17 protein-coding genes, 1 tRNA gene, 1 other RNA gene and 1 pseudogene are annotated in these 19,843 nt (G+C 59.1%); 14 read left to right on the forward strand and 6 right to left on the reverse strand.

The window, feature by feature from the left end:
• The first annotated feature begins 253 nt into the window (after positions 1–253).
• Complete coding sequence (gene dhaM, locus ACWORE_RS07090; protein ID WP_455303362.1) at positions 254–991, forward strand: dihydroxyacetone kinase phosphoryl donor subunit DhaM; 738 nt, start codon at positions 254–256, stop codon at positions 989–991.
• A gap of 11 nt (positions 992–1,002) precedes the next feature.
• Here dhaM and ACWORE_RS07095 read toward each other — a convergent pair whose 3' ends face one another.
• The 4 genes from ACWORE_RS07095 to ffs all read right to left on the reverse strand — a co-directional run bounded on the left by ACWORE_RS07095 (position 1,003) and on the right by ffs (position 4,036).
• Positions 1,003–1,185: a hypothetical protein gene (locus ACWORE_RS07095; protein ID WP_455303281.1), complete on the reverse strand. Its 183-nt coding sequence runs from the start codon at positions 1,183–1,185 to the stop codon at positions 1,003–1,005.
• A gap of 313 nt (positions 1,186–1,498) precedes the next feature.
• On the reverse strand, positions 1,499–2,365 hold the full coding sequence (locus ACWORE_RS07100) for a hypothetical protein (protein WP_455303282.1): 867 nt from the start codon (positions 2,363–2,365) through the stop codon (positions 1,499–1,501).
• A gap of 423 nt (positions 2,366–2,788) precedes the next feature.
• Complete coding sequence (locus tag ACWORE_RS07105; protein ID WP_406605414.1) at positions 2,789–3,574, reverse strand: hypothetical protein; 786 nt, start codon at positions 3,572–3,574, stop codon at positions 2,789–2,791.
• A 367-nt stretch (positions 3,575–3,941) separates the two neighbouring features.
• An RNA gene (gene ffs / locus ACWORE_RS07110) (signal recognition particle sRNA small type) lies at positions 3,942–4,036 on the reverse strand.
• A 191-nt stretch (positions 4,037–4,227) separates the two neighbouring features.
• On the opposite strand from ffs, the gene ACWORE_RS07115 reads away from it, so the two are divergent.
• From ACWORE_RS07115 to ACWORE_RS07155, 9 genes are all read left to right on the forward strand, one after another.
• Positions 4,228–4,316 (forward strand) — tRNA-Ser (locus ACWORE_RS07115).
• 530 nt (positions 4,317–4,846) lie between these two features.
• The gene (locus ACWORE_RS07120) at positions 4,847–5,395 is read left to right on the forward strand and encodes a hypothetical protein (RefSeq protein ID WP_406605413.1); all 549 of its coding nucleotides are present in this window, start codon (positions 4,847–4,849) and stop codon (positions 5,393–5,395) included.
• A 70-nt stretch (positions 5,396–5,465) separates the two neighbouring features.
• On the forward strand, positions 5,466–6,749 hold the full coding sequence (locus ACWORE_RS07125) for an aminotransferase class I/II-fold pyridoxal phosphate-dependent enzyme (protein WP_455303283.1): 1,284 nt from the start codon (positions 5,466–5,468) through the stop codon (positions 6,747–6,749).
• Positions 6,750–6,792: 43 nt separating this feature from the next.
• Positions 6,793–7,494 carry a hypothetical protein gene (locus ACWORE_RS07130; RefSeq protein ID WP_406605412.1) on the forward strand — a complete coding sequence of 234 codons (702 nt, stop codon included), beginning with the start codon at positions 6,793–6,795 and terminating at the stop codon, positions 7,492–7,494.
• A 113-nt stretch (positions 7,495–7,607) separates the two neighbouring features.
• Positions 7,608–10,523 carry a DNA polymerase III subunit gamma and tau gene (locus ACWORE_RS07135; protein WP_455303284.1) on the forward strand — a complete coding sequence of 972 codons (2,916 nt, stop codon included), beginning with the start codon at positions 7,608–7,610 and terminating at the stop codon, positions 10,521–10,523.
• Between the two features lie 152 nt (positions 10,524–10,675).
• Positions 10,676–10,978, forward strand: coding sequence for a YbaB/EbfC family nucleoid-associated protein (locus tag ACWORE_RS07140; protein ID WP_455303285.1), 303 nt, complete (start codon positions 10,676–10,678; stop codon positions 10,976–10,978).
• 113 nt (positions 10,979–11,091) lie between these two features.
• Positions 11,092–11,748, forward strand: coding sequence for a recombination mediator RecR (locus tag ACWORE_RS07145; protein WP_406605410.1), 657 nt, complete (start codon positions 11,092–11,094; stop codon positions 11,746–11,748).
• A 110-nt stretch (positions 11,749–11,858) separates the two neighbouring features.
• Positions 11,859–12,236: a DoxX family protein gene (locus ACWORE_RS07150; protein ID WP_296136861.1), complete on the forward strand. Its 378-nt coding sequence runs from the start codon at positions 11,859–11,861 to the stop codon at positions 12,234–12,236.
• Positions 12,237–12,280: 44 nt separating this feature from the next.
• Positions 12,281–13,693 (forward strand): aldehyde dehydrogenase family protein, encoded by a 1,413-nt coding sequence (locus ACWORE_RS07155; protein ID WP_455303286.1) that lies wholly within the window; start codon positions 12,281–12,283, stop codon positions 13,691–13,693.
• Positions 13,694–13,724: 31 nt separating this feature from the next.
• Here the strand turns inward: ACWORE_RS07155 and ACWORE_RS07160 are convergent, their stop codons facing one another.
• A complete protein-coding gene (locus ACWORE_RS07160; protein WP_455303287.1) occupies positions 13,725–14,840 on the reverse strand; it encodes a TIGR00730 family Rossman fold protein in 1,116 nt (371 codons plus the stop codon).
• Positions 14,841–15,032: 192 nt separating this feature from the next.
• On the opposite strand from ACWORE_RS07160, the gene ACWORE_RS07165 reads away from it, so the two are divergent.
• Entirely contained in the window at positions 15,033–15,200 is a 168-nt protein-coding gene (locus ACWORE_RS07165; RefSeq protein WP_455303367.1) for a hypothetical protein, read from the forward strand.
• 304 nt (positions 15,201–15,504) lie between these two features.
• On the opposite strand, the gene ACWORE_RS07170 is transcribed toward ACWORE_RS07165, so the two are convergent.
• The gene (locus tag ACWORE_RS07170) at positions 15,505–15,705 is read right to left on the reverse strand and encodes a hypothetical protein (RefSeq protein WP_448234726.1); all 201 of its coding nucleotides are present in this window, start codon (positions 15,703–15,705) and stop codon (positions 15,505–15,507) included.
• A gap of 556 nt (positions 15,706–16,261) precedes the next feature.
• On the opposite strand from ACWORE_RS07170, the gene eat reads away from it, so the two are divergent.
• The 3 genes and pseudogenes from eat to eutC all read left to right on the forward strand — a co-directional run bounded on the left by eat (position 16,262) and on the right by eutC (position 19,807).
• On the forward strand, positions 16,262–17,743 hold the full coding sequence (eat, locus tag ACWORE_RS07175) for an ethanolamine permease (RefSeq protein ID WP_455303288.1): 1,482 nt from the start codon (positions 16,262–16,264) through the stop codon (positions 17,741–17,743).
• A pseudogene (eutB, locus tag ACWORE_RS07180) lies at positions 17,743–19,058 on the forward strand (ethanolamine ammonia-lyase subunit EutB). Before eat ends, eutB begins: the two are co-directional and overlap by 1 nt.
• Positions 19,055–19,807 (forward strand): ethanolamine ammonia-lyase subunit EutC, encoded by a 753-nt coding sequence (eutC, locus tag ACWORE_RS07185; protein WP_455303289.1) that lies wholly within the window; start codon positions 19,055–19,057, stop codon positions 19,805–19,807. The pseudogene eutB and the gene eutC overlap by 4 nt, the downstream one beginning before the upstream one ends.
• The last annotated feature ends 36 nt before the right edge of the window (positions 19,808–19,843 follow it).

The raw sequence follows: 19,843 nt of genomic DNA on the forward strand, positions 1-19,843 counted from the left end.
AGCGGCATCAACCACGACTGCAGGCGAGACGGCGGCAGATAGCTTTGCGAAGGAGGCCGCAGATAGCTCTGCAGATAGCTCGGCGAACAGAACAACGACGGTGGGAACACAAACGGAGGAAAGACTTACGGAAGGAACGATGATGACAAGCAATAACGACGCTGCATCTGGTGCAAACGAAGGCTCCGAACAGTCGACGACGGATGCTGCCCCGTCGGATTCTGCAGGGAAGCCATCGCCGCAGGTCGGCGTCGTGGTGGTGTCCCATTCAAAGCGCTTGGCCGATGGTTTGGGCCTGTTGGCGTCGCAAATGGCTAGGGATGTGCTGATCGTTCCGGCGGGTGGTTTGGATGCAAGCCCAGAGGATAAGGACAACCCCGATGGTGGCGGTATCGGCACCTCGTATGACGCGATCGAGGCCGCCGTTAATAAGGTTGTCGACGCCGGTTTGGCCTGCGCTATTTTCACTGATCTGGGCTCTGCGACGATGACGGTGGAGATGGTTGTGGACATGCTCGACGACGAGCCGGTTCGGTTTATTGACGCCCCGCTTGTTGAGGCCACCGTTGCCGGAGCCATTGCTGCCCAGCAGGGCCAGGATTTGGATGGTGTGGAGCGTGAGGCCCGACGTGCGATTTCTGCGTTCGAATCTGAGAGTGCGGGTGATGATGGGGATTCGGCAGCCGCGCCGGACGAAGATGCAGCTGGCGACAGCACGAATAGCGACGATGCGAATGACGCCCGTTATTCGCGGCGTGTGAAGGTCGCGGATAAGGCCGGCCTGCACGCGCGCCCTGCCGCAAAGTTGGCGGAGTTGGCCGCGGACTCAGAGGAAGGCATCTTGGTCAACGACGCGGATGCTGACTCGGCAATGTCCCTGATGGGTTTGGGCGCCGAGTGCGGCGAGGAGGTTACTGTTTCGGGTGAGCGATCTGAGAAAGCGTTGATTGACTCGATTGCCGACGCTATCGCGGCCGGTCTGGACGAATAGCTCTTCGGAGATTATTTGGGCTCCCGCAGCTGTGCGCCAATGACGTGTGGCGTGGTGAGCCCGATGTCTCCTCGCAATTGCCGCAGGTTGTATTCGGCCTCGAATTCGCTGGTGATGGGCTTATATTTCCCTTCTGGTTCTTGTTTTTGATTTTTAGACGAGTTGCCGTAGCCGCCCATGGGCGCGATGCCCATCCTGCCCATCGCGGGGCGTGAACCATCACCTCCGGTGGGTGACGGTGTTGCGGCGCCACGGCCATAATGTGGTGTTGTATTTTTGCTTTCCCCTGGGGTTGAACCTGGGTAGTGGGGGTTGTCCCCTGTCCGGGGCATGGGTGTGTCTGGCCCGGGGTGGATGATGACGCTCCTGCTCCGCGGGATTTCGCCGGGTTTGCTGAGCTGACCTGGCCCATAAACTCCATTGCGTGGATAGTTACCGTTGCTGTGTGGGGCGTGCCCGCTGTTAATCGGAGTGCGGTTGGTGCCGCCGAGCCCATTGTTCGGTGTGCTAGAGCGCAGGTTGCGGCCTGGTGTTGGGGTTGTGCGAGGAGTGTAGCCCAGTGATGGAGTATTTCCTGGTGACCGGGGATATGCGTTGCCGTTGACACCACCGGGAGCAACGCGAGCGTTGCTCCCGGTTAATTGCAGTTGGTGCGGTGCCGCGAGGTGTGTTCCCCGCGTTGGACGCCAGGTTGGGTGACGTTTGTGCGGGTGGCGCGATGGGTACTGCTGGTGCGGGATGGTTAGTAGTTGCGCTGACGTTATCCGCGCTGATCGTTGCTGGATGGGTTGGATTAAGTGATGCGTTGTTTGCAGTAGGTGCTCCTCCAACTGCCCCAGTTGCAGCCATAGCTGGGGTGACCGTAGTGGGCACGGTGCTAGGACTGTTAATAGGCGATGGCGACTGTGCGGTGAGATGTCCTCCACCCTGGCCGACGTTCGGGCGTTCGGTGAGGTTGCGCAGTGGTGGCACCGCCGCAGTGAGCATGGCCTGGTAAGGACCGGTCATGAACTCACGGGTGGCTGCCCGGGCCGCTTCACCAGCTGCGCGTACTCCGGCGGGGTTAGTGGCTGCGGCGACCGCTGCGGTGTGCTCGGCTTCAATGGCGGCAATCTGGGTACGAGCGGCCTGCCGAATGTGGGGCAGTTGGGAGACGGAAGCGTGCATAGCGGTGGCGTTATCGGCGAAAGTTTGAGCCGTGGCCATCACTTGGGTACAGCACGCGGCGGCGGCATCAATCGCCTCTCCTGTGTTTTCTTCCAGTTGGGTACGAGCCCGCACCAGGGCGTCGACGGTCTCGTTCAAAGAACTGGACAGGTTGTGCCAGTACTCGGCAAGGGCATAAATCCCACTATCGTCACCTGCGTCGAGCATCGCGAGGACTGCAGAAGGATCATCACCGTCCCCTGGTATTGGCTCCGAAAAGTCAAAGGGCTAAATGCTCCATCTGGACGTGTCGGGAAGGTGAACTCTGTGTCCTGTATCGACTTAAGTCCGCAGAGTATGGCCGCTGAGGCATCGTCCTGGCCAACAAACGCACCCCGCATTTCCTTCGTGCCTTCAGCTAACCAGCGGATGAGACGACGGAGTTCACGCAGCGTCTGCAGTGCGCTTCCCACTTCTCCTGAAATAACTCTCCCATGTTGCTCACCTAGGTTCCGCAATCCCGGTTCTTCTGTGAAATTATTTCCGACAACTCGGGATAGTGAAAAGATATCATTTCTCCCTAGCTTAATACCTTCATTTAGCATCGAGGCTGCTCTATCTAAGGAGCACGGATCTACAGATAATTCCATTTTACAATAATCTTTCTAATTCTCTTCTTGCATCGTCACACAATTCTTTAAAATCTCTATAATCAAACTCCGCTAGATCGGTAACCCCAACTCTCCCAAGTGGGGTCTCCAAATACGAAATACAGGCTTTGACACCAAAAAGTTCATCAATCTGGTCATATCGATAGGGTGAGTACTCCCTATACAGACGACCGGTGAGGTTGTTTTTAGGTAGCGAGTCCGTACCCACAGCAATAAATTTTTCTTGCCCTCTATCTAAAAACTCAAGTCCACAATTCTTTAACGTTCGGAATTTTATATAATGTGGCCCTACCACTCGGTACCCCAGCCCTTCCCAGTATCCCGGCGGGGCATCCTCACAAAGATCGGCGTTCTCAAACCGCGGATCTGAGTAGTCGTAGGATCCATCGGGATTCTTCTTTGCTTTAACCGGGTACTTAGCCAATACCTCTGGACGCTCCCACAAGGGAAGAGCCTTCTGTTTCCCCTTACCAGACCTAATTTCTTCGGAAACAGAGCTTGTAGAACCGGCGGCCTTCCGTTTTGAGAACAACTCTTCTGCCGGGTTGGTGTGAGAAGTGGCGGACCCCGATGATCCAACGCTATCTATATCTTCACTGTTCGCTGCCGCAGGTTCCATATCCCCGTAACCAGAACCATCCGACTGGGAACATCCCGCCAACAATGCCGCAGCAGCAATCGACGCAGCGCTTAGAGAGATTCCGACGATACGCGAACGTCCGATATTCCGTTTTCTATCACTTCTGTTGTGATAGTGATCCCCCACACCAATCCCCCTACATAATTGTTATAAATTTCGCCCACTCCGAATATCGGGACATCCTGAAAGCTCTATGCCCCAACAGCCAGAACGACAACTAAACGGAATGGTAAAATTTTTAAATAAACAAGTTCCGACAAATACGGAAACTCGCGAAAACCCCTATTTTTCGGCGTTGACGTTACCAGATAGGCACCTGCTCGTCTATGGATTTTAGAAATTATTGTCGCAATGTTCTCACGTCGGTTTAGACGACGAAGCAGGCCATCGGTTCCCACGGACATGCAATCCCCACGGTGTAACCGTTCCCCATTACAACCAGCAACAACACACCGTGGCGAGCCAACACCGTCCAGGCATAACGGCAGAAATAAAAAGGGGACCCCACGCACCCGTCAGAGCTCGCTGACCCTTGCTGCGTTCCCGCCCTGGGGGAGTTCACAAGATGGACGCCGCGCGGAATCCGGACCCCATACTAACCCACAGAGGCGTATATTCCCACCCACCAGAGCAATCTCTCCCCTCCGCTGGGAAAACAGCGCACTACATGGCCGCAACATCCCCATTATCGACGCCCTACAAGACCTGTTTTTGTCGATGCCCATAACATCCGGTAGGCTTGCCCACCGGAACGCGGACTTCAGGTGCGTTCCACGTTTGGAGGATTCGACTAGCGGCCTATGTCACACGCCTGGAACGCGTGCGGGTAGCAATACCCTCGTGGGTTCAAATCCCACATCCTCCGCCACAAAACCTAGCCATCCAGTACGCACTGGGCGGCTAGGTTTTTCGCATACATAGGGTTTCCATCCACTGCCACCAGGGGTAATACGACGGAAAGTGTGCCCCAGCCCGGTGATTTTTGGCCTTTGATCTAGGCAAAGATGAAAAGTATATATCCGGCGGACATATATCCACGTGGTCCCATGCCGAAGAATCGACCGCGTCATCACCTGGCGGTGGTGCGCACGCGAAACCATTAGCAACTACCGGAAGCTCATCCAGCCGATCCCCCATCCGACGGTGTGCTCTACCCCGAGCAGATCACATCGACCACCAACAGTTGTGTCGTATAACCCCAGAAAGAACATGGGCACAAGAAACAGCCCCGACGAAACGTAATGCCCATGTCAGAGGGCTACACAGCCCCCACAACGAGGGGCACATAACACGCAATCGGGAACATTAACGCGGGCCAGAGCACATAACGAATGAAAGCGCCGCACATGCGACGCCACCATTTACTCCCCTCACCCCGCTACTAACGAAGGACCCGACATGCTCCCCACCGCCTCATCATCTGCCCCCTCTTCAACGATCACCTCACCGAGCACCGGCAAAAACTCCCACGTCATTCGTCAGAAAGTAATGGCTGTAGCAACCGCTGTGGCAGTCGTCGGCACGCTTGCTGCCTGCGGAAATGACGACGCCGATTCCGAGCCCAGCACGATCACCAAGACCAAGACGACCGATCAGACCACGACGAAGACGGCCACCACAACCACTCGCACGACCACGCCCACGTACGACGACGAAACGCCGACCGAGGAATACACACCTCGGCAGACCTACACCACACAACAAGCACCGGTACAAACACAGAACACGGGCAATTACGACGACAGCTACGGCGATGAAGACGCGGACGAGGACGTCCCGAACGCAGGTGTGAACGGCCCCAAGTTGGAGTGGAGGACTCAAGGCCCCTTCGGCTCCGGTATGGGCTGTGAGCAGCACCGCGACCACCAACCGATCCAATCAACCGCGTGCTACCGGGGAAATGACGGCAACTTCTACTACCAAGCCGTGGTCCAAGCTCCGCGATAAAAATCCTCTTCCCATGTCCGCACCACCCTGTACGATGAAAGTGAATCGCATGGTCTCAAGGAAGGTTCACATGTCACCGCAGGTCACACCGTCGAAAATTAACGTCGAAGCGCTCACCGGCTCCAAAGCCGACATCGAGCAGGCATACAACGAACTCAAGGCCAAGAACCTCGCGCTGGACCTGACCCGCGGCAAGCCTTCCTCTGAACAACTGGACTTCGGCGATGAACTGCTCGGCCTTCCCGGCTCGGGCAACTACACCGCCGACGATGGCACCGATTGTCGCAACTACGGTGGTCTGCGCGGCATCGTCGATATTCGGAAAATCTACGCTGACCTGCTGGGAATTCCCGTTGAGAACATCATCGCGGGGGACGCATCCAGCCTGAACATCATGCACGACCTGATCGTGTGGGCGTACATCTTTGGCACCCAAGATTCGCGGCGGCCGTGGAAAGACGAAGACACCGTTAAGTGGATCTGCCCGGTCCCGGGATATGACCGCCACTTCTCCATCACCGAGCACCTCGGGTTCGAGATGATCAACGTCCCGATGACGGATGAGGGGCCGGACCTCGACGCCGTGGCCGAGCTTCTCAAAGATCCGCAGGTCAAGGGCATGTGGACCGTGCCCGTCTTCGGCAACCCCACGGGGATTAGCTATTCGCGGGAGACATGCGAAAAGCTTGCGGCACTCGACGCGGCCGCACCCGATTTCCGTATCGTGTGGGACAACGCCTACGCTGTTCACACTCTCACCGGCGACTTCCCCGAACCCATCAACGTTCTGGAGCTCGCCGAGAAAGCCGGGCACCCCAACCGCTTCTGGTTCATGACGTCCACGTCCAAAATCACCTTCGCCGGGTCGGGCGTGAGCTTCTTCGCCTCGTCGGCAAGCAACCTTGACTGGTACGCCAGCCACGCCGGGATCCGTGGCATCGGGCCGAACAAGATCAACCAGCTGGCCCACGCGAAATACTTCCACGATGCCGAGGGCGTCAAGGCCATCATGCGGAAGCACTCCGCGTCGCTGGCGCCGAAATTCGCGGCCGTCGATAAGGTGCTCCACGAACGGCTCGACGACTACAACGTTGCCACGTGGACAGAGCCGAAAGGTGGGTACTTCATCAGCCTCGACGTGCCCGACGGCACCGCGTCGCGCGTCGTTGAGCTGGCCAAAGAAGCAGGTATTAAGCTCACCGAAGCTGGATCCAGCTTCCCGCTGCACAAGGACCCCGATAACCGCAACATCCGGCTCGCACCATCGCTGCCTCCCATTGAGCAGGTGGAAGAAGCTATGGACGGCGTGGCCACTTGTGTCCTCCTCGCAGCAGCTGAAGCCGCCGAGAAGTAGCCAACCCCGACCCCGACAACAGAGGTGAGCGCCCACCACGCCCATGAACCTACTGGAAACACAAACCTGGTTGGAATCCATCCTGCCCGGCGAAACGCACTGGACCAGCATCAAAGCCAGCCCAGATAGCCCACCGTTTACCGTGACCTCCCTCCTCATTAACGACGACGGAACGGCCGAACCTGTCGACCCCGCCGACGACAATGAGGAGCAGCCGCGCGGTCGGCACGCCAAAGTGGCCGATGACCTGCGGCAAACCCTCGCCTGCACGGCGGACGCGGCGCGATATTCCACCGGGCTGACCAGCCCAGACGGAATGGACGTACGCGCCGAGCTGCTTGCGGTGGGCCTGGCCAGACCGGGCGAAATGGGGCAACTGGTCGCTGCAGCGGCCACTATGCTCAGCGAAGAAGGATCCGGGCGACTGGCCCAACCAGGAACGTTCCTGCCAGGGCTGGGCGCCATGGTCAACCCCGCGTTCACCACGAAACACGGGCTGCTGGTTGTCCCCTACATTTGGCCCAAAGGGGTGCCGACCGTCACGGAGCATCCCGACCTCACCACGGCTGACGGGCAACCGGTTAATCCCACGCACCCGGGTCGTATGACGCTGATCGCCCAAATCATCATGCTCACCGAGCAGGAATTCCTCCACGGCATGACACACGGGATCGACTCACTCCAGACCAGGCTTGCCGAAGGAAAGGCGGACCTCCGAGACCTCCGTCGTGTGAGCGTTATATAACCGTGGGCGTACGACGTCGGGCGTGGTTAACATCGGGCCTGATATAACTCCAGTTCAGGGGTATAAAAATGCTAAGCCCACGGTGTGTCCTACCCGGGCGGTAGCATACACACGTGGCTCTTTACAGGAAGTACCGTCCCGCAACATTCGCCGATGTCGTCGGCCAAGAACACGTCACCGTGCCCCTCAGCCGGGCACTCGACGCCGGACGCATCAACCATGCGTACCTGTTCTCCGGACCCCGCGGCTGCGGTAAAACCTCCTCCGCCCGCATCCTCGCACGCTCACTCAACTGCGTGCATGGGCCCACATCGACACCCTGTGGGGAATGCGAATCCTGCCGAGCACTCGCCCCCGGCGGCCCCAGCTCCCTCGACGTCACCGAACTCGACGCAGCCAGCCACCGCGGCGTCGAAGACATGCGAGACCTCCGCGACCGAGCCATCTACGCACCCGCCGAATCCCGGTACCGCGTCTTCATCATCGACGAAGCCCACATGATCACCAAAGAGGGCTTCAACGCGCTACTCAAAATCGTCGAAGAACCGCCCGAACACCTCGTGTTCATCTTCGCCACCACCGAACCCGAAAAAGTCCTGACCACCATCAAGTCCAGGACACACCAATATCCGTTCCGGCTGCTCGCGCCCAACGACATGCGCGGCCTACTGGAACGGATCTGCCACGAAGAAAAAGTGCAGGTCGAAGACTCGGTCTACCCGCTAGTTATCCGTGCTGGTGGAGGGTCCCCCCGCGACTCGCTCTCCGTCCTCGACCAACTCCTCGCCGGAGCCGACGAGAACGGCATCACGTACGCCCACGCCGCCGGCGTCCTCGGAATCACCGACAGCGCACTCATCGACGCCGCAGTCGAATCCGTGGCCAACAACGACCCTGCCGGGCTCTTCACCACGATTAACAACGTTCTCGACGCCGGGCACGACCCGCGGCGCTTCGCCACGGACCTCGTCGACCGCTTCCGCGACCTGCTCGTCCTCCAATCCATACCCGACGCATTCGACCAAGGACTTGTCGACGCGCCCCTCGACCAGCGCGACACCCTCGCCGACGAAGCACAATCCCTCGGACCCGCCACGCTCACGCGATGCGCAGCCGTCGTCAGTGATGGGCTCAACGAACTAAAAGGCGCCACATCTCCCAGGCTGCTTCTCGAGATCATGTGCGCACGGATGGTCATGCCCGGCGCGGCCGACGGCATAGAAGCACTGTCCCAACGCGTCGAAGCGTTAGAAAGCGGCCAACCCGCGGCAAGCCGATCTGCCAGCGATATTGGTCATCGTTCCGGGGACACGAGCGCTCCTGCCTCTGAGGACGGTGCTCGAGCTGCTGGACATGGTGCCACTGAGAGTGGCACCGCAGGGGCTGATTCGGGCGCGACTCCACCCCGAGCCAAAGGCGGTGGGCGGATCATCTGGCCACGCAAGAATAAGAAAACCGAGACTGCCGACGCGTCAGGATCCGCGGCTTCTCGGGCGGCTGAGTCCGGGGCACCTGAAGAACCGGCATCATCGCAAGACGAAGCCGCGACAGCGTCGCGGGATGAGGCCGCAGCATCGTCGCAAAATGAAGCTGCACCTTCACCAGAGTCTGTTGATCCGCGGACGATGGATCGGAAAACTCTCTCTAAATACTTGCGTGAGCAGGCGTTACAACAAGAGAGGGAAACGCGTGCCCGCGAAGCCGAAGAACGCATGCACAGGATCGAGGAGAAGGAAGGCCCTGCCGTCGTCCTCCCCGAGAGCGAACGTTCTTCCGACTCACAGAACACGCACGCCGACAGCGCACGTTCCGATACCACCCCCACCACGGGGTCCGAGGACAGGGCAACTACCGACGCTAGTGAAGATTCCGAGGCCAATGCAGATCCCGAGGCAAACGGCCACGAGAATCAGCCCCGCGATACCGAAACAAACCAGCATGGCCAACATGCCGGTGCTGGAGCGGAAACGGATCAGGCCGACCGCGACACCACAGACCACGAAACCGGCCTCACTGCCGATGATCTCCGGCCACAATGGACACGAATCAAGCAGGCTGTCGGCAAGCGAAGCAAAGTCGCACAAGTCATGGTCAGCGAAGCTATCATTCTTGGCGTCTTCCGCAACCACGTCGTCCTTGGCCACCACACCGGGGCACTCGCGCAAAGGCTCAATGACCAGCACATCAACACGTCCATCGTGGACGCAATCACAGACGCCACCGGGCAAACAGTCACTGTTGAGGCGGTCATCGGCACCGACGACGCAGCCCTCCGACGATGGAAGGACGCTCACCCCGACCACCCTCGCTCAGCGGTAGCAGATAACTCCGCTGCTACCGCCGCCACCGACACCTACACCGCCACCAACAACGACACTGCAACCAGCACAAATACCGACAGCGAGAACGACTCCGCAACTGGCGATAATCCGGGGACCACGTCACCCGCGTCGCCGGCCTCACCGACATCCATACTGTCCGATTCTGCCCGCACTGCATTAACAGCAGCGGCAGCATGGAAAAAAGCGCAAGAACAACAGCAGTCGAACACTGACGGGACCAGCGAAGGCCAGCACGACGGGCATGCCCACCCACGACACAACGCCACGCCGCCATCACGGAACGACCAGTCCCGCCCTTCGAACACGACACCAGCGGGAACGCAAGCGAACTCCCCGCAGGAATTCAGTGACGGATCGCCACTGCCACCCGAACCCGATGACCCAGATGGCTACGGACCACCACCGGAGGATTACTACTCCGCGCCCAACAACGCGCCCGCTGGCACCAACGGCGACGACACCAACGGTGGCCCCGACAACACCAAGGGCGACACCGACGCAGGTGGTTCCAACACGGGCGGAGCCTCTGCCGAAGCACAATCGTCGGCAAGCACCGAGTACACGCAAGAAGAAGCCGAAGAAGAGATGGTCAACGCCACGCGCGACGACCCCAACTACGACCATCGCTCCGCTAAAGACATAGCGATGGAGCTCCTCATCAAGGAACTCGGTGCGCAACCGCTCTAGCCGTCGCACTGGGAACCACTCACCGCCACGAGAACCCCACCCCTCCGGGGAGTCATGGCCAGCCGCAACCACCCTTGTCGCACATATTCGTTACACTGAACCGCGACAATGACACACCGACACGACGATCATTAACGACAAAGGAGACAACAATGGCAGAGCCCGACTTCAACGAAATCATGGCGCAAGCACAGCAAATGCAGGAAGAACTGCAGCGCGTGCAAGGTGAAATCGCACAATCCGAAATCAGCGGCAGCGCAGGAAACGGCCTGGTCAAGGTCACCATGAAGGGTACCGGCGAGGTCACCAACGTCACCATCGACAAGTCCGTCGTCGATCCTGACGACGTTGATACTCTCCAGGACCTGGTCCTCGGAGCACTCCAGGACGCCAACACCGCGTTGCAGTCATACGCGCAGAAAAAGATGGGCCCGTTCTCGCAGGCACTCGGCTAAAACATCTGACTAAAACCATTCGGCGCCTAAACGATTGGGCGCCTACAGCACTCGGCCTTAGCAAACCTAGCCACCCGCACGTATTCCACCCCACCCACGAAATCAGGACGTCGTTGTTCGAAGGACCACTCCAAGACCTCATCGATGAGTTCTCACGCCTACCCGGGATCGGCCCCAAAAGCGCCCAGCGCATAGCGTTTCACCTGCTCCACACCGACCCCGACGACATCGACCGACTCCGGGCAGCGCTCACCTCCGTCCGCGACGGCATCACCTTCTGCCGCATCTGCGGAAACATCTCCCGCAACGACATCTGCCGCATCTGCGCCGACCCCAACCGCGACGCCACCACCATCTGCGTCATCGAAGAACCCAAAGACATCGAAGTCATCGAAGCCACCGGCGAATACCAAGGGCGGTACCACGTCCTCGGCGGCGCGCTCGACCCCCTGGCCAACGTCGGACCCAAAGACCTCTCCATCACGCAGCTCCTCCAGCGCATCGCCGGAGTCCTCCCCGACCGCGAAACTGCCGACTCCACGCCCGACGAACCCCGCTACGAAGAGGCCCCCACCATCAAAGAAGTCATCATCGCCACCGACCCCAACACCGAAGGCGAAGCAACCAGCTCCTACCTCGCGCGGCTCCTCAAAGACTTCCCCGACCTCACCACCTCACGGCTCGCGTCCGGCATGCCCATCGGTGGAGACCTCGAATACGTCGACGAACTCACGCTCTCACGCGCACTCGCCGGACGGCTGCCGCTCTAGCAGGTGGAGAGCTCCCGCTCTAACCCCGCCCGGTCACAGCACCCCGCCCGACCTAACAAAAATCCCCCCCGGGACATGCGAAAACAATGACGTCATGTTAAAACTGGGGTATGTCTTCTGATAAAGCCCGCTGGGGCCTCACCACCCTGTACACCGTCGCCGGATTCGGACACTTCGTCACACCCAAACCCTTCGAAGAGATCGTCCCCACCTACGCCCCCGGCACAGCACGGTTCTGGAACTACCTCTCCGGCGCTGGCGAACTCGGCACCGCCGCACTCCTCGCCGCGCCCAATAACAAAGCCAACAAATATGGTGGCCTCATTTCCGCAGCTCTGCTCCTCGCCGTATGGCCGGGTAATTTCGAATCCGTCCGCCAGCGCCTAGATCGGCCGTGGACGGAGCAGATCGGATGGATAGCACGCCTCCCGCTGCAACTTCCCATGATCCACGCATCGTGGAAGATCTGGAAAGAAACAACGGACTGACCAGGCCTTCTGATAAACCCAGTCAAACCGTGTAAGACTGTGGTATGAGCACTTTTGCATTAGAAAATCCGAGTACAGGCAAGACAGAAGACCAATTTAACCGCATCGACGACGCTGACCGCGATAAGATCCTCGACCAATCCACCGAGGCTTACAAGCAGTGGAAAGAAACCTCCATTGACGAGCGCGTCAACGTCCTCAACAAAGTAGCTGACCTCTACGAAGAGCGCGCCGATGAGCTCGCCAGCTACATCGGCCGTGAAATGGGCAAGCTTACGCGGTGGGCCCAAGGCGAGATACAAATCGTCGTCAATATTTACCGTTGGTACGCCGAGCACGCCTACGAGCTCATGCAGGACACCGAGCTGCCCCGCCAGGGCGCGATCCGGACCTTTGTACGGCACGACCCGATGGGCCCGATCCTGGGCATTATGCCGTGGAACTTCCCCTATTACCAGGTTGCACGGTGGGCTGCACCGAACCTCCTGCTAGGAAACACCCTCGTGCTCAAGCACGCCTCCATCTGCCCGCTATCCTCCCAGGCATGCCAACACCTGCTCGAAGAGGCCGGGCTGCCCAAGGGCGTCTTCATCAACATGTACGCCTCCGGTTCGCAAATGGACGCCTTTGTCGCCGACAAGCGCATTAAGGGCGTGTCGCTCACGGGTTCCGAAGCAGCCGGTGCAGCCGTCGCCAAGACCGCTGGCGAGCACTACAAGAAGTCGCTGCTCGAATTGGGCGGTAACGACCCATTCATCGTTCTTGACGACGACAACCTCGACGACGTCCTGGACAACTTCGTGAAGATCCGCATGTACAACACGGGCCAGGCGTGCAACGCTCCGAAGCGGCTCATCGTCATGGAATCCTTCTACGACAAAGTTGTCTCCGGCTTGGAAGAGCGCATCAGCAAGATGACCGTCGGCCCGTGGGATGACGAGAAGGCCGACATTGGCCCGCTATCCTCCATCGACGCTCGCGACGGCATCGTCGAACGCCTGGACAAGGCCGCTAAGGAAGGCAAGGCCACCATCAAGGTGGGTGGGCACGCGCTGGATCGTGATGGCGCCTACATGGAGCCCACCCTTCTTACCGACGTTGACCCCGCGTCGGACGTCGGATGCAACGAGATCTTCGGGCCGGTTGCGATTGTGTACCCGGCGAAGGATGCGGATGAGGCCGTTCACATCGCGAACGATTATTCCGACTACGGCCTGTCCGGCTCCGTGTGGGGCTCTGACCTGGACAAGGCTTGGGAAGTGGCCAGCCAGTTGAAGGACGGTATGACGTTCGTGAACGAATCATCCGTCACCGAAGCAGGGCTGCCATTCGGCGGTGTTGGCCGCTCCGGATACGGCCGCGAGATGGAGCGGTGGGGTGTTAAGGAATTCGCTAATGAGCACCTCTTCCGCATCAGCGAGGGCCCCAACGGCGGAGGGCTCTCCCCGGCAATGTAGGTTGCTGGCAAGGAGGATCGGTGTCTGAGTTCTAGCCCCACTTTGGAGCCGGAGGGACCCAGGCGTCGACCTTCTCATACAGCTCCCGTGGGGTATCCGCAATAATGAGGGACTCCAAGTACGCAGAGCTCAAGAAACCCTCCGCCACCATGTGTTTAATGGCGCTGATTAGCGGATCCCAATAACCGTTCACATTGAGCAACGCCACAGCGTGCTGCGTGTAGCCCAGTTGCTGCTGGGTCCACGCGTCAAAGAGTTCGTCAACAGTGCCGGCACCTCCAGGGAGTCCGACGACGATATCGGCTAATTCCCCCATCCGCGTTTTACGCGCAGACATCGTGGGCACGAGTTCTAAGCGCGTCAACCGGTCGTGGGCGATTTCCCCACGCGCCGGAGTGGGCACCGTCCCATCTGCCCGCGGAATAACATAGGACCGTCCGCCCTGGTTAAACCCATTAGGGCCATCCACACCGGCCAGCAAATATGGGATGACGCCGATACACAACGTCCCATCCCCAGCGGCGGCATCCCCCACAACTCCCATGAGGCCCGCGCGCCCGCCACCATAAACAATGTGGTCATTGTGCGCGCCGATGGAATGCACCAGCGACTCCACAGCCTCCCGATAGACCGGATTATTCCCCAACGCCGAACCGGTGAACAGGAGAAATCCGCGTCCATATAACTGCGGCACCACCTCACGCGTCAGAGGCGCAATAGGTTCGCGTTCGGTTTTAATATCCTCGCTGGTAAACCAGTGCGCCGCGTCGATCTCAGCATACGGGGTTACGTCATGCGCGTCGTTATTGTCATTATTGCCGACGTCGATGTCGTCGCCATCATTACTGCCGTCGGCGCTATTACTCCACCGCAGCGAGTCGTCGAGCGTAAAAACGTCGGCAAGTAGTTGTGTGTTGGCCTCATTGGCAGCGTTTGTTCGGAACGTGCCGACGAAGGTCAAATCTTCTGTTCCAACGCGGAGATTTAGTTCTTCATCGAGTTCCCGAATGAGCGTTTGATCTGGGGTTTCGCCCGGCTCGGGCTTGCCGCCGGGGAACATAAATGCGGTTGTGCCTTTCTTGCGGACGAGTAAGAACTGGCCGTCACGATTCCGGACGATTGCGGCGCTCACGCGAATGATTGGCATAGGTCGCGAGTCTAACAAAGGGGTGTGGCGGAGGAAAGGCCTCCAGCTCGACACTAATCAGTTTTCAATAAGAGATCCTGTGATTCTTTTTCCAGCTATTTTCCATATGTTGTGAATGTCGTTAAGATCAGAGTTGAGTAACTCGCGGAGTGTATCCGTAGCGTCGATAAACGCACAGGAAGGTTGCGCACTATGACTGCTGAGCACGTCATTCACGAGAATCACACCCACGAGCACGGTCCGGGTTGCGGCCACGTGGCCATCCCCCACGGTGACCACGTCGACTACGTACACGACGGCCACCTCCACCACAAGCATGAAGACCACTGGGATGAGTGTGGCCACCTGACCTGTAGCTAAAAAGCTGCATGAGGTAACGCACGGTAAAATAACAAGAAAGAAGCGCCGTACCTTGCCCCCCAGCAGGTACGGCGCTCCTTTTGTCCCATTGCTCCCTCGAGGATCGAGATGAATCACCAAACTTTCAGGTCGCGAAAAGCAAGTGCCGCTTTTCTGTGTTTACGTTCTCTGTTTCGCTTACGAGACTTAATCTACGAAGCCCACCTGAACGAACAGCTAAATAAACCTGTGTAGTTACTGAGAAAACCGAAGAGAGTCTGAAGGGGCCCCGCTACCCACAACCACGCGTGAGGACGGATACTAGCTAGGCGCCTCTGAGCTCAGCGCCCTGCACATCTGCAAAGCTCAACGGCTTGCCGTCGTTATACTCTTCGGAGAAATACTCCGCTTCGTTGATGTGATGCTGTTTTTCTTCCTCACTTAACTTTTCCCATATCTCAACTGTTTGGGGAGTTACGTAGAGGTAGTCGGAAATGACAATGCGGTCGCTCTCATTAGCACTCATAAGGAAACTATAAGTCCGACACCGGCCAGCAGTCTTCAGTTCTGCTGCTTTCCTCTCTACTTCCTCTAATTTCCTCCGTTTGCGACGCGCCCCTGTTCCCTCGGGACCCGCTCTCTAGTGTCTATAAACCTGTTCCCTACGTGGTGGCACACACTCCCCCGTGCACTCAATTCCTCATACGCATGAAAGAAGCGCCGCACCTTGCTCCCCAGCAGGTACGGCGCTCCTTTTGTCCCATTGCTCCCTCAAGGATCGAGATGAATCACCAAACTTTCAGATCATGAAAAGCGTCAGCCGCTTTTCTGTGTTTACGTTCTCTGTTTCGCTTACGACACTTAACCTACGAAGCCCACCTGAACGAACAACAAAACAAACCTGTGGAATCACTGTAAAAATCTGCGCTTCCTTAAGAACGCCGACCCCCGTCGCCGGGGCTCGAGTCCTCCAACACCACCATCCACCCCGTGTTACCCCGCCGTAACACAAACTCAGAAAAGCAACGCTTCCGCAACATGGCAGCAACGGGACAGAGAGAAAGCGCACCTACCGTCGCACTATGACCACATCACTTGAGACCACGGCACAGCCATCAGCCCGTTTGAAACAGGGTTCCTTCAACTGGGTTGTCCTGGCTGGACTCGGCGTATCGTTCGTCATTTCGGGGGACTTCGCCGGTTGGCAGTTCGGGCTCGGCTCGGGCGGCCGGGGTGGCCTTTTCTGCGCTCTCCTTATCGTTGCGGTGCTGTACATGGGCATGTACCTGGCCCTCGCGGAGCTATCGGCCGCCCTCCCCTCAGCGGGTGGCGGCCACCTGTTTGCGCAGGTAGCGGTGGGTGAGTTCGCCGGTTTCATGACGGCGATCGCTATTCTGTTGGAGTACGTGTTGGCCCCCGCCGCCATCGCAACCTTCATTAGCAGTTATGTCGAATCCCTCCACATCCCGGGCGTTCCCGCAGGATGGCCCATTTATCTTTTCTGCTACGTCACGGTTGTGGTTGTCCACCTGGCCGGCGCCGGCGAGGCTCTCAAAGCGATGTGCGTCGTCACCATCATTGCCATCGCCGCACTTGTGCTGTACACCGTGGTGATGGCCCCGCACGTACATATCAGCGCATTCACCGATGGCTGGTCAGGGGCGTCATCTCACACTGCACCCGGTACGTCAGACCGAATTTCTCTTTTCGACGGTGGCCTCGCGGGAATTTGGGCGGCTATTCCTTTCGCCATGTGGTTCTTCCTAGCCATCGAAGGCGTTCCGATGGCCGCCGAGGAAGCGAAGGACCCGGCGCGATCGGTTCCGAAGGCAATCGTCGTCGCGATGATGATCTTGCTGGTAGCAGCTATCACGATGATGGTCGTGGGGCCGGGCGCCGCGGGCACTAGCGTCGTGGCGGAGTCCGGCAATCCGCTGGTGGCCGCCCTTGAGCGCGTCGGCGCGAACCACGCCGTTGTGGTGGCCATCAATTACGCGGCCTTGTTGGGCCTGGTGACGTCGTTCTTTTCGATCATTTACGGCTATTCGCGGCTAACGTTTTCGCTGTCCCGCGCTGGTTTGCTTCCCGCTTTCTTATCGACGACGAACCGCCGCGGCGCGCCGACGTGGGCGCTGATTGTCCCCGCGTGCGTGGGGTTCGCGTTGACACTGGTGGCGGATGGTGACGCCCTGATGTCTGTTGCCGTGTTTGGTGCGGTGGTGTCGTACGCGCTGATGATGGTGGCGCACATTGTGTTGCGGGTGCGACGCCCGGAGCTGCCGCGGCCATACCGGACGCCCGGTGGCGTCGTGACCTCGGGTGTTGCGTTGGTGTTGTCGCTGGGTGCGGTCGTAGCAACGTTCATGAATGCGCCGGTGCTCGCCGGGTGTGCATTGGGCTTGATGGCGCTGGCGGCCGTGGGTTACGCGGTATGGGGCCGGAATACGTCGCCGGTGGATATTGCGCAGGAACGCGCTGCGCGGAAACGTGCTGAAAGGGATCTGAAGGAACCCACACTCACCCCGCGCACAACTACCGCCCTCCAGGCCGAGGAGGTCCGCTAATGTTTTCCCAACACCTAGCCGGACACACCTACTCATTCGCTTCCTTAACGGAGGTGATGGCGAAGGCGTCACCGATCCGCTCGGGCGACCAACTAGCCGGGTGCGCCGCCAATTCCGCGGCCGAGCGCGTCGCCGCCGCCATGGTGCTGGCAGACGTGGAACTCAACGAGTTCCTCCGTCGCCCGCTCATCGACGATACCGTCACAGACCTCATCCACCGAACCCACGACTCCGACGCGTTCCGCCCGCTCGCGCACATGACCGTGGGCGCATTCCGCGAATACCTCCTGGAACAGGCCTACCGCGGTGCCGACATCTCCTCCTTGGCGTGGGGGTTGACGCCAGAGATGGCCGCCGCGGTCTCCAAACTGATGAGCAATGGCGAACTGATCGCGGTCTCTGCCGCGTTAAGCGTCGTCACGAAATTCCGTACAACCCTGGGTTTACCTGGTCGTTTGTCGTCGCGGCTGCAACCGAACCACCCCACCGATGACCCCCCGGGTGTGGCGGCCAGTGTCCTCGACGGACTGCTGTTTGGGTGCGGCGACGGTACTCCATCCCCATGCAGTCGAGCGTGCTCACACATATCTCGACGACAATTGACCTCATGGAGGCCGACGCGCCCGTGGACCTACCATTCCAATCGATTGCGGGGACAGAGGGAGCGCTGCGGTCCTTCGGGGTGTCGCTCGACATGCTGGCCGAAGCAGAGCAGGCCGCGAACGAATTGCGCCGAGGAACCGTCGGCACGAATGCTTTATATTTTGAGACCGGTCAGGGATCGTGCCTGTCGGCGGGTGCGAATATCGGTGTCGATGGGCCGGTTGACCAGCAAACGTTGGAGGCTCGCGCGTACGGGGTGGCGCGTGCGTATCGGCCGCTGTTGGTCAATACGGTGGTGGGATTCATTGGGCCCGAATACCTGTATGACGGTAAGCAAATTATCCGCGCGGGGTTGGAGGACAACTTCTGCGGGCGGCTTCTGGGCATTCAAATGGGTTGCGACGTGTGCTACACCAATCATGCCGAGACGGATAGCGACGATATGGACACGCTCCTGCACCTACTGGCGGCGGCGAACACCGGTTTCGTCATCGCCGTTCCGGGTGCCGACGACATCATGCTGGGCTATCAATCCCTGTCCTTCCACGACATCGCGCAGGTTCGCGCCACCATGGGCAAACAGCCGGCACCCGAATTCGAAGAATGGTTGCACACGACCGGGGTCACGGATCGAGGCGGGCTGCTTGCCGACGAAGGGCCTGCGCCTGCGCTCTCGCCCGACCATGCCATGGAATTGGGGTGGACATCATGACGAGGCAGCTCGACGCGTGGGAGAGAGTCCGTGATCTCACCCCGGCGCGGATCGGGTTAGGTAGGCACGGGGCAGCGCAGCCGACCTCATCGAAGCTATCGTTCGCCGCGGCTCATGCGGCCGCACGCGATGCTGTTCATTCATGTAACGGGTGTGACTCCAGCACCAAGAGCGGACTTTCTTTCCTTGCCGACGCACCACTCGTGCGGTCACGCGCCGGGAACCGATCCGAGTATTTGCGACGCCCTGACCTGGGGCGACTCCCCAACGATTACGACCTCAAGAAACTGCCCACTCGCGAGGCCGGCTGGGATGTGGGGATAGTCATGGCGGATGGTCTTTCCCCCGATGCGCTGTCCTACCACGGAAAGGCTACGGAAGAGGCGTTGCGGGACGCACTTCACTGCATCTGCCCAGAGCTCTCCATTGCCCCCACTGTCAAAGCTAACCAAGCGCGGGTCGCGTTGGGCGATCATATTGCGCATGCCATGAATATGCGCGTGGTTGTCGTCATCATCGGCGAGCGACCGGGTCTTTCGGTGCCATACTCGCTCGGCATGTACATCACGTATAACGCGTCGCCTGGAACGACCGACGAGCGCCGGAACTGTATTTCCAATATTCATCCGCCGGACGGGCTGAGTTATGACCACGCAGCATTCACCGCGGCCGATCTCATCTCGAAAATGATGGAACTCGGGAAATCGGGAGCGACGTTGAAAGCGACGCGGCGCGCTATTTCCACCTAAAAAGTTTCTGATAATTCCTACTGTTGAAATGACGCC

The sequence above is a fragment of the Corynebacterium sp. c7Ub_26 genome, assembly GCF_053760365.1.

Bases quoted from the DNA above. Each gene is read 5' to 3' on its own strand.
- eat (WP_455303288.1), top strand. From the start codon at position 16,262: ATGACCACATCACTTGAGACCACGGCACAGCCATCAGCCCGTTTGAAA.
- ACWORE_RS07120 (WP_406605413.1), top strand. From the start codon at position 4,847: ATGCTCCCCACCGCCTCATCATCTGCCCCCTCTTCAACGATCACCTCA.
- ACWORE_RS07160 (WP_455303287.1), bottom strand. From the start codon at position 14,840: ATGCCAATCATTCGCGTGAGCGCCGCAATCGTCCGGAATCGTGACGGC.
- ACWORE_RS07155 (WP_455303286.1), top strand. From the start codon at position 12,281: ATGAGCACTTTTGCATTAGAAAATCCGAGTACAGGCAAGACAGAAGAC.
- ACWORE_RS07150 (WP_296136861.1), top strand. From the start codon at position 11,859: ATGTCTTCTGATAAAGCCCGCTGGGGCCTCACCACCCTGTACACCGTC.
- eutC (WP_455303289.1), top strand. From the start codon at position 19,055: ATGACGAGGCAGCTCGACGCGTGGGAGAGAGTCCGTGATCTCACCCCG.
- ACWORE_RS07130 (WP_406605412.1), top strand. From the start codon at position 6,793: ATGAACCTACTGGAAACACAAACCTGGTTGGAATCCATCCTGCCCGGC.
- ACWORE_RS07170 (WP_448234726.1), bottom strand. From the start codon at position 15,705: ATGAGTGCTAATGAGAGCGACCGCATTGTCATTTCCGACTACCTCTAC.
- ACWORE_RS07140 (WP_455303285.1), top strand. From the start codon at position 10,676: ATGGCAGAGCCCGACTTCAACGAAATCATGGCGCAAGCACAGCAAATG.
- ACWORE_RS07125 (WP_455303283.1), top strand. From the start codon at position 5,466: ATGTCACCGCAGGTCACACCGTCGAAAATTAACGTCGAAGCGCTCACC.
- ACWORE_RS07095 (WP_455303281.1), bottom strand. From the start codon at position 1,185: ATGGGCATCGCGCCCATGGGCGGCTACGGCAACTCGTCTAAAAATCAA.
- ACWORE_RS07165 (WP_455303367.1), top strand. From the start codon at position 15,033: ATGACTGCTGAGCACGTCATTCACGAGAATCACACCCACGAGCACGGT.
- ACWORE_RS07100 (WP_455303282.1), bottom strand. From the start codon at position 2,365: ATGCTCGACGCAGGTGACGATAGTGGGATTTATGCCCTTGCCGAGTAC.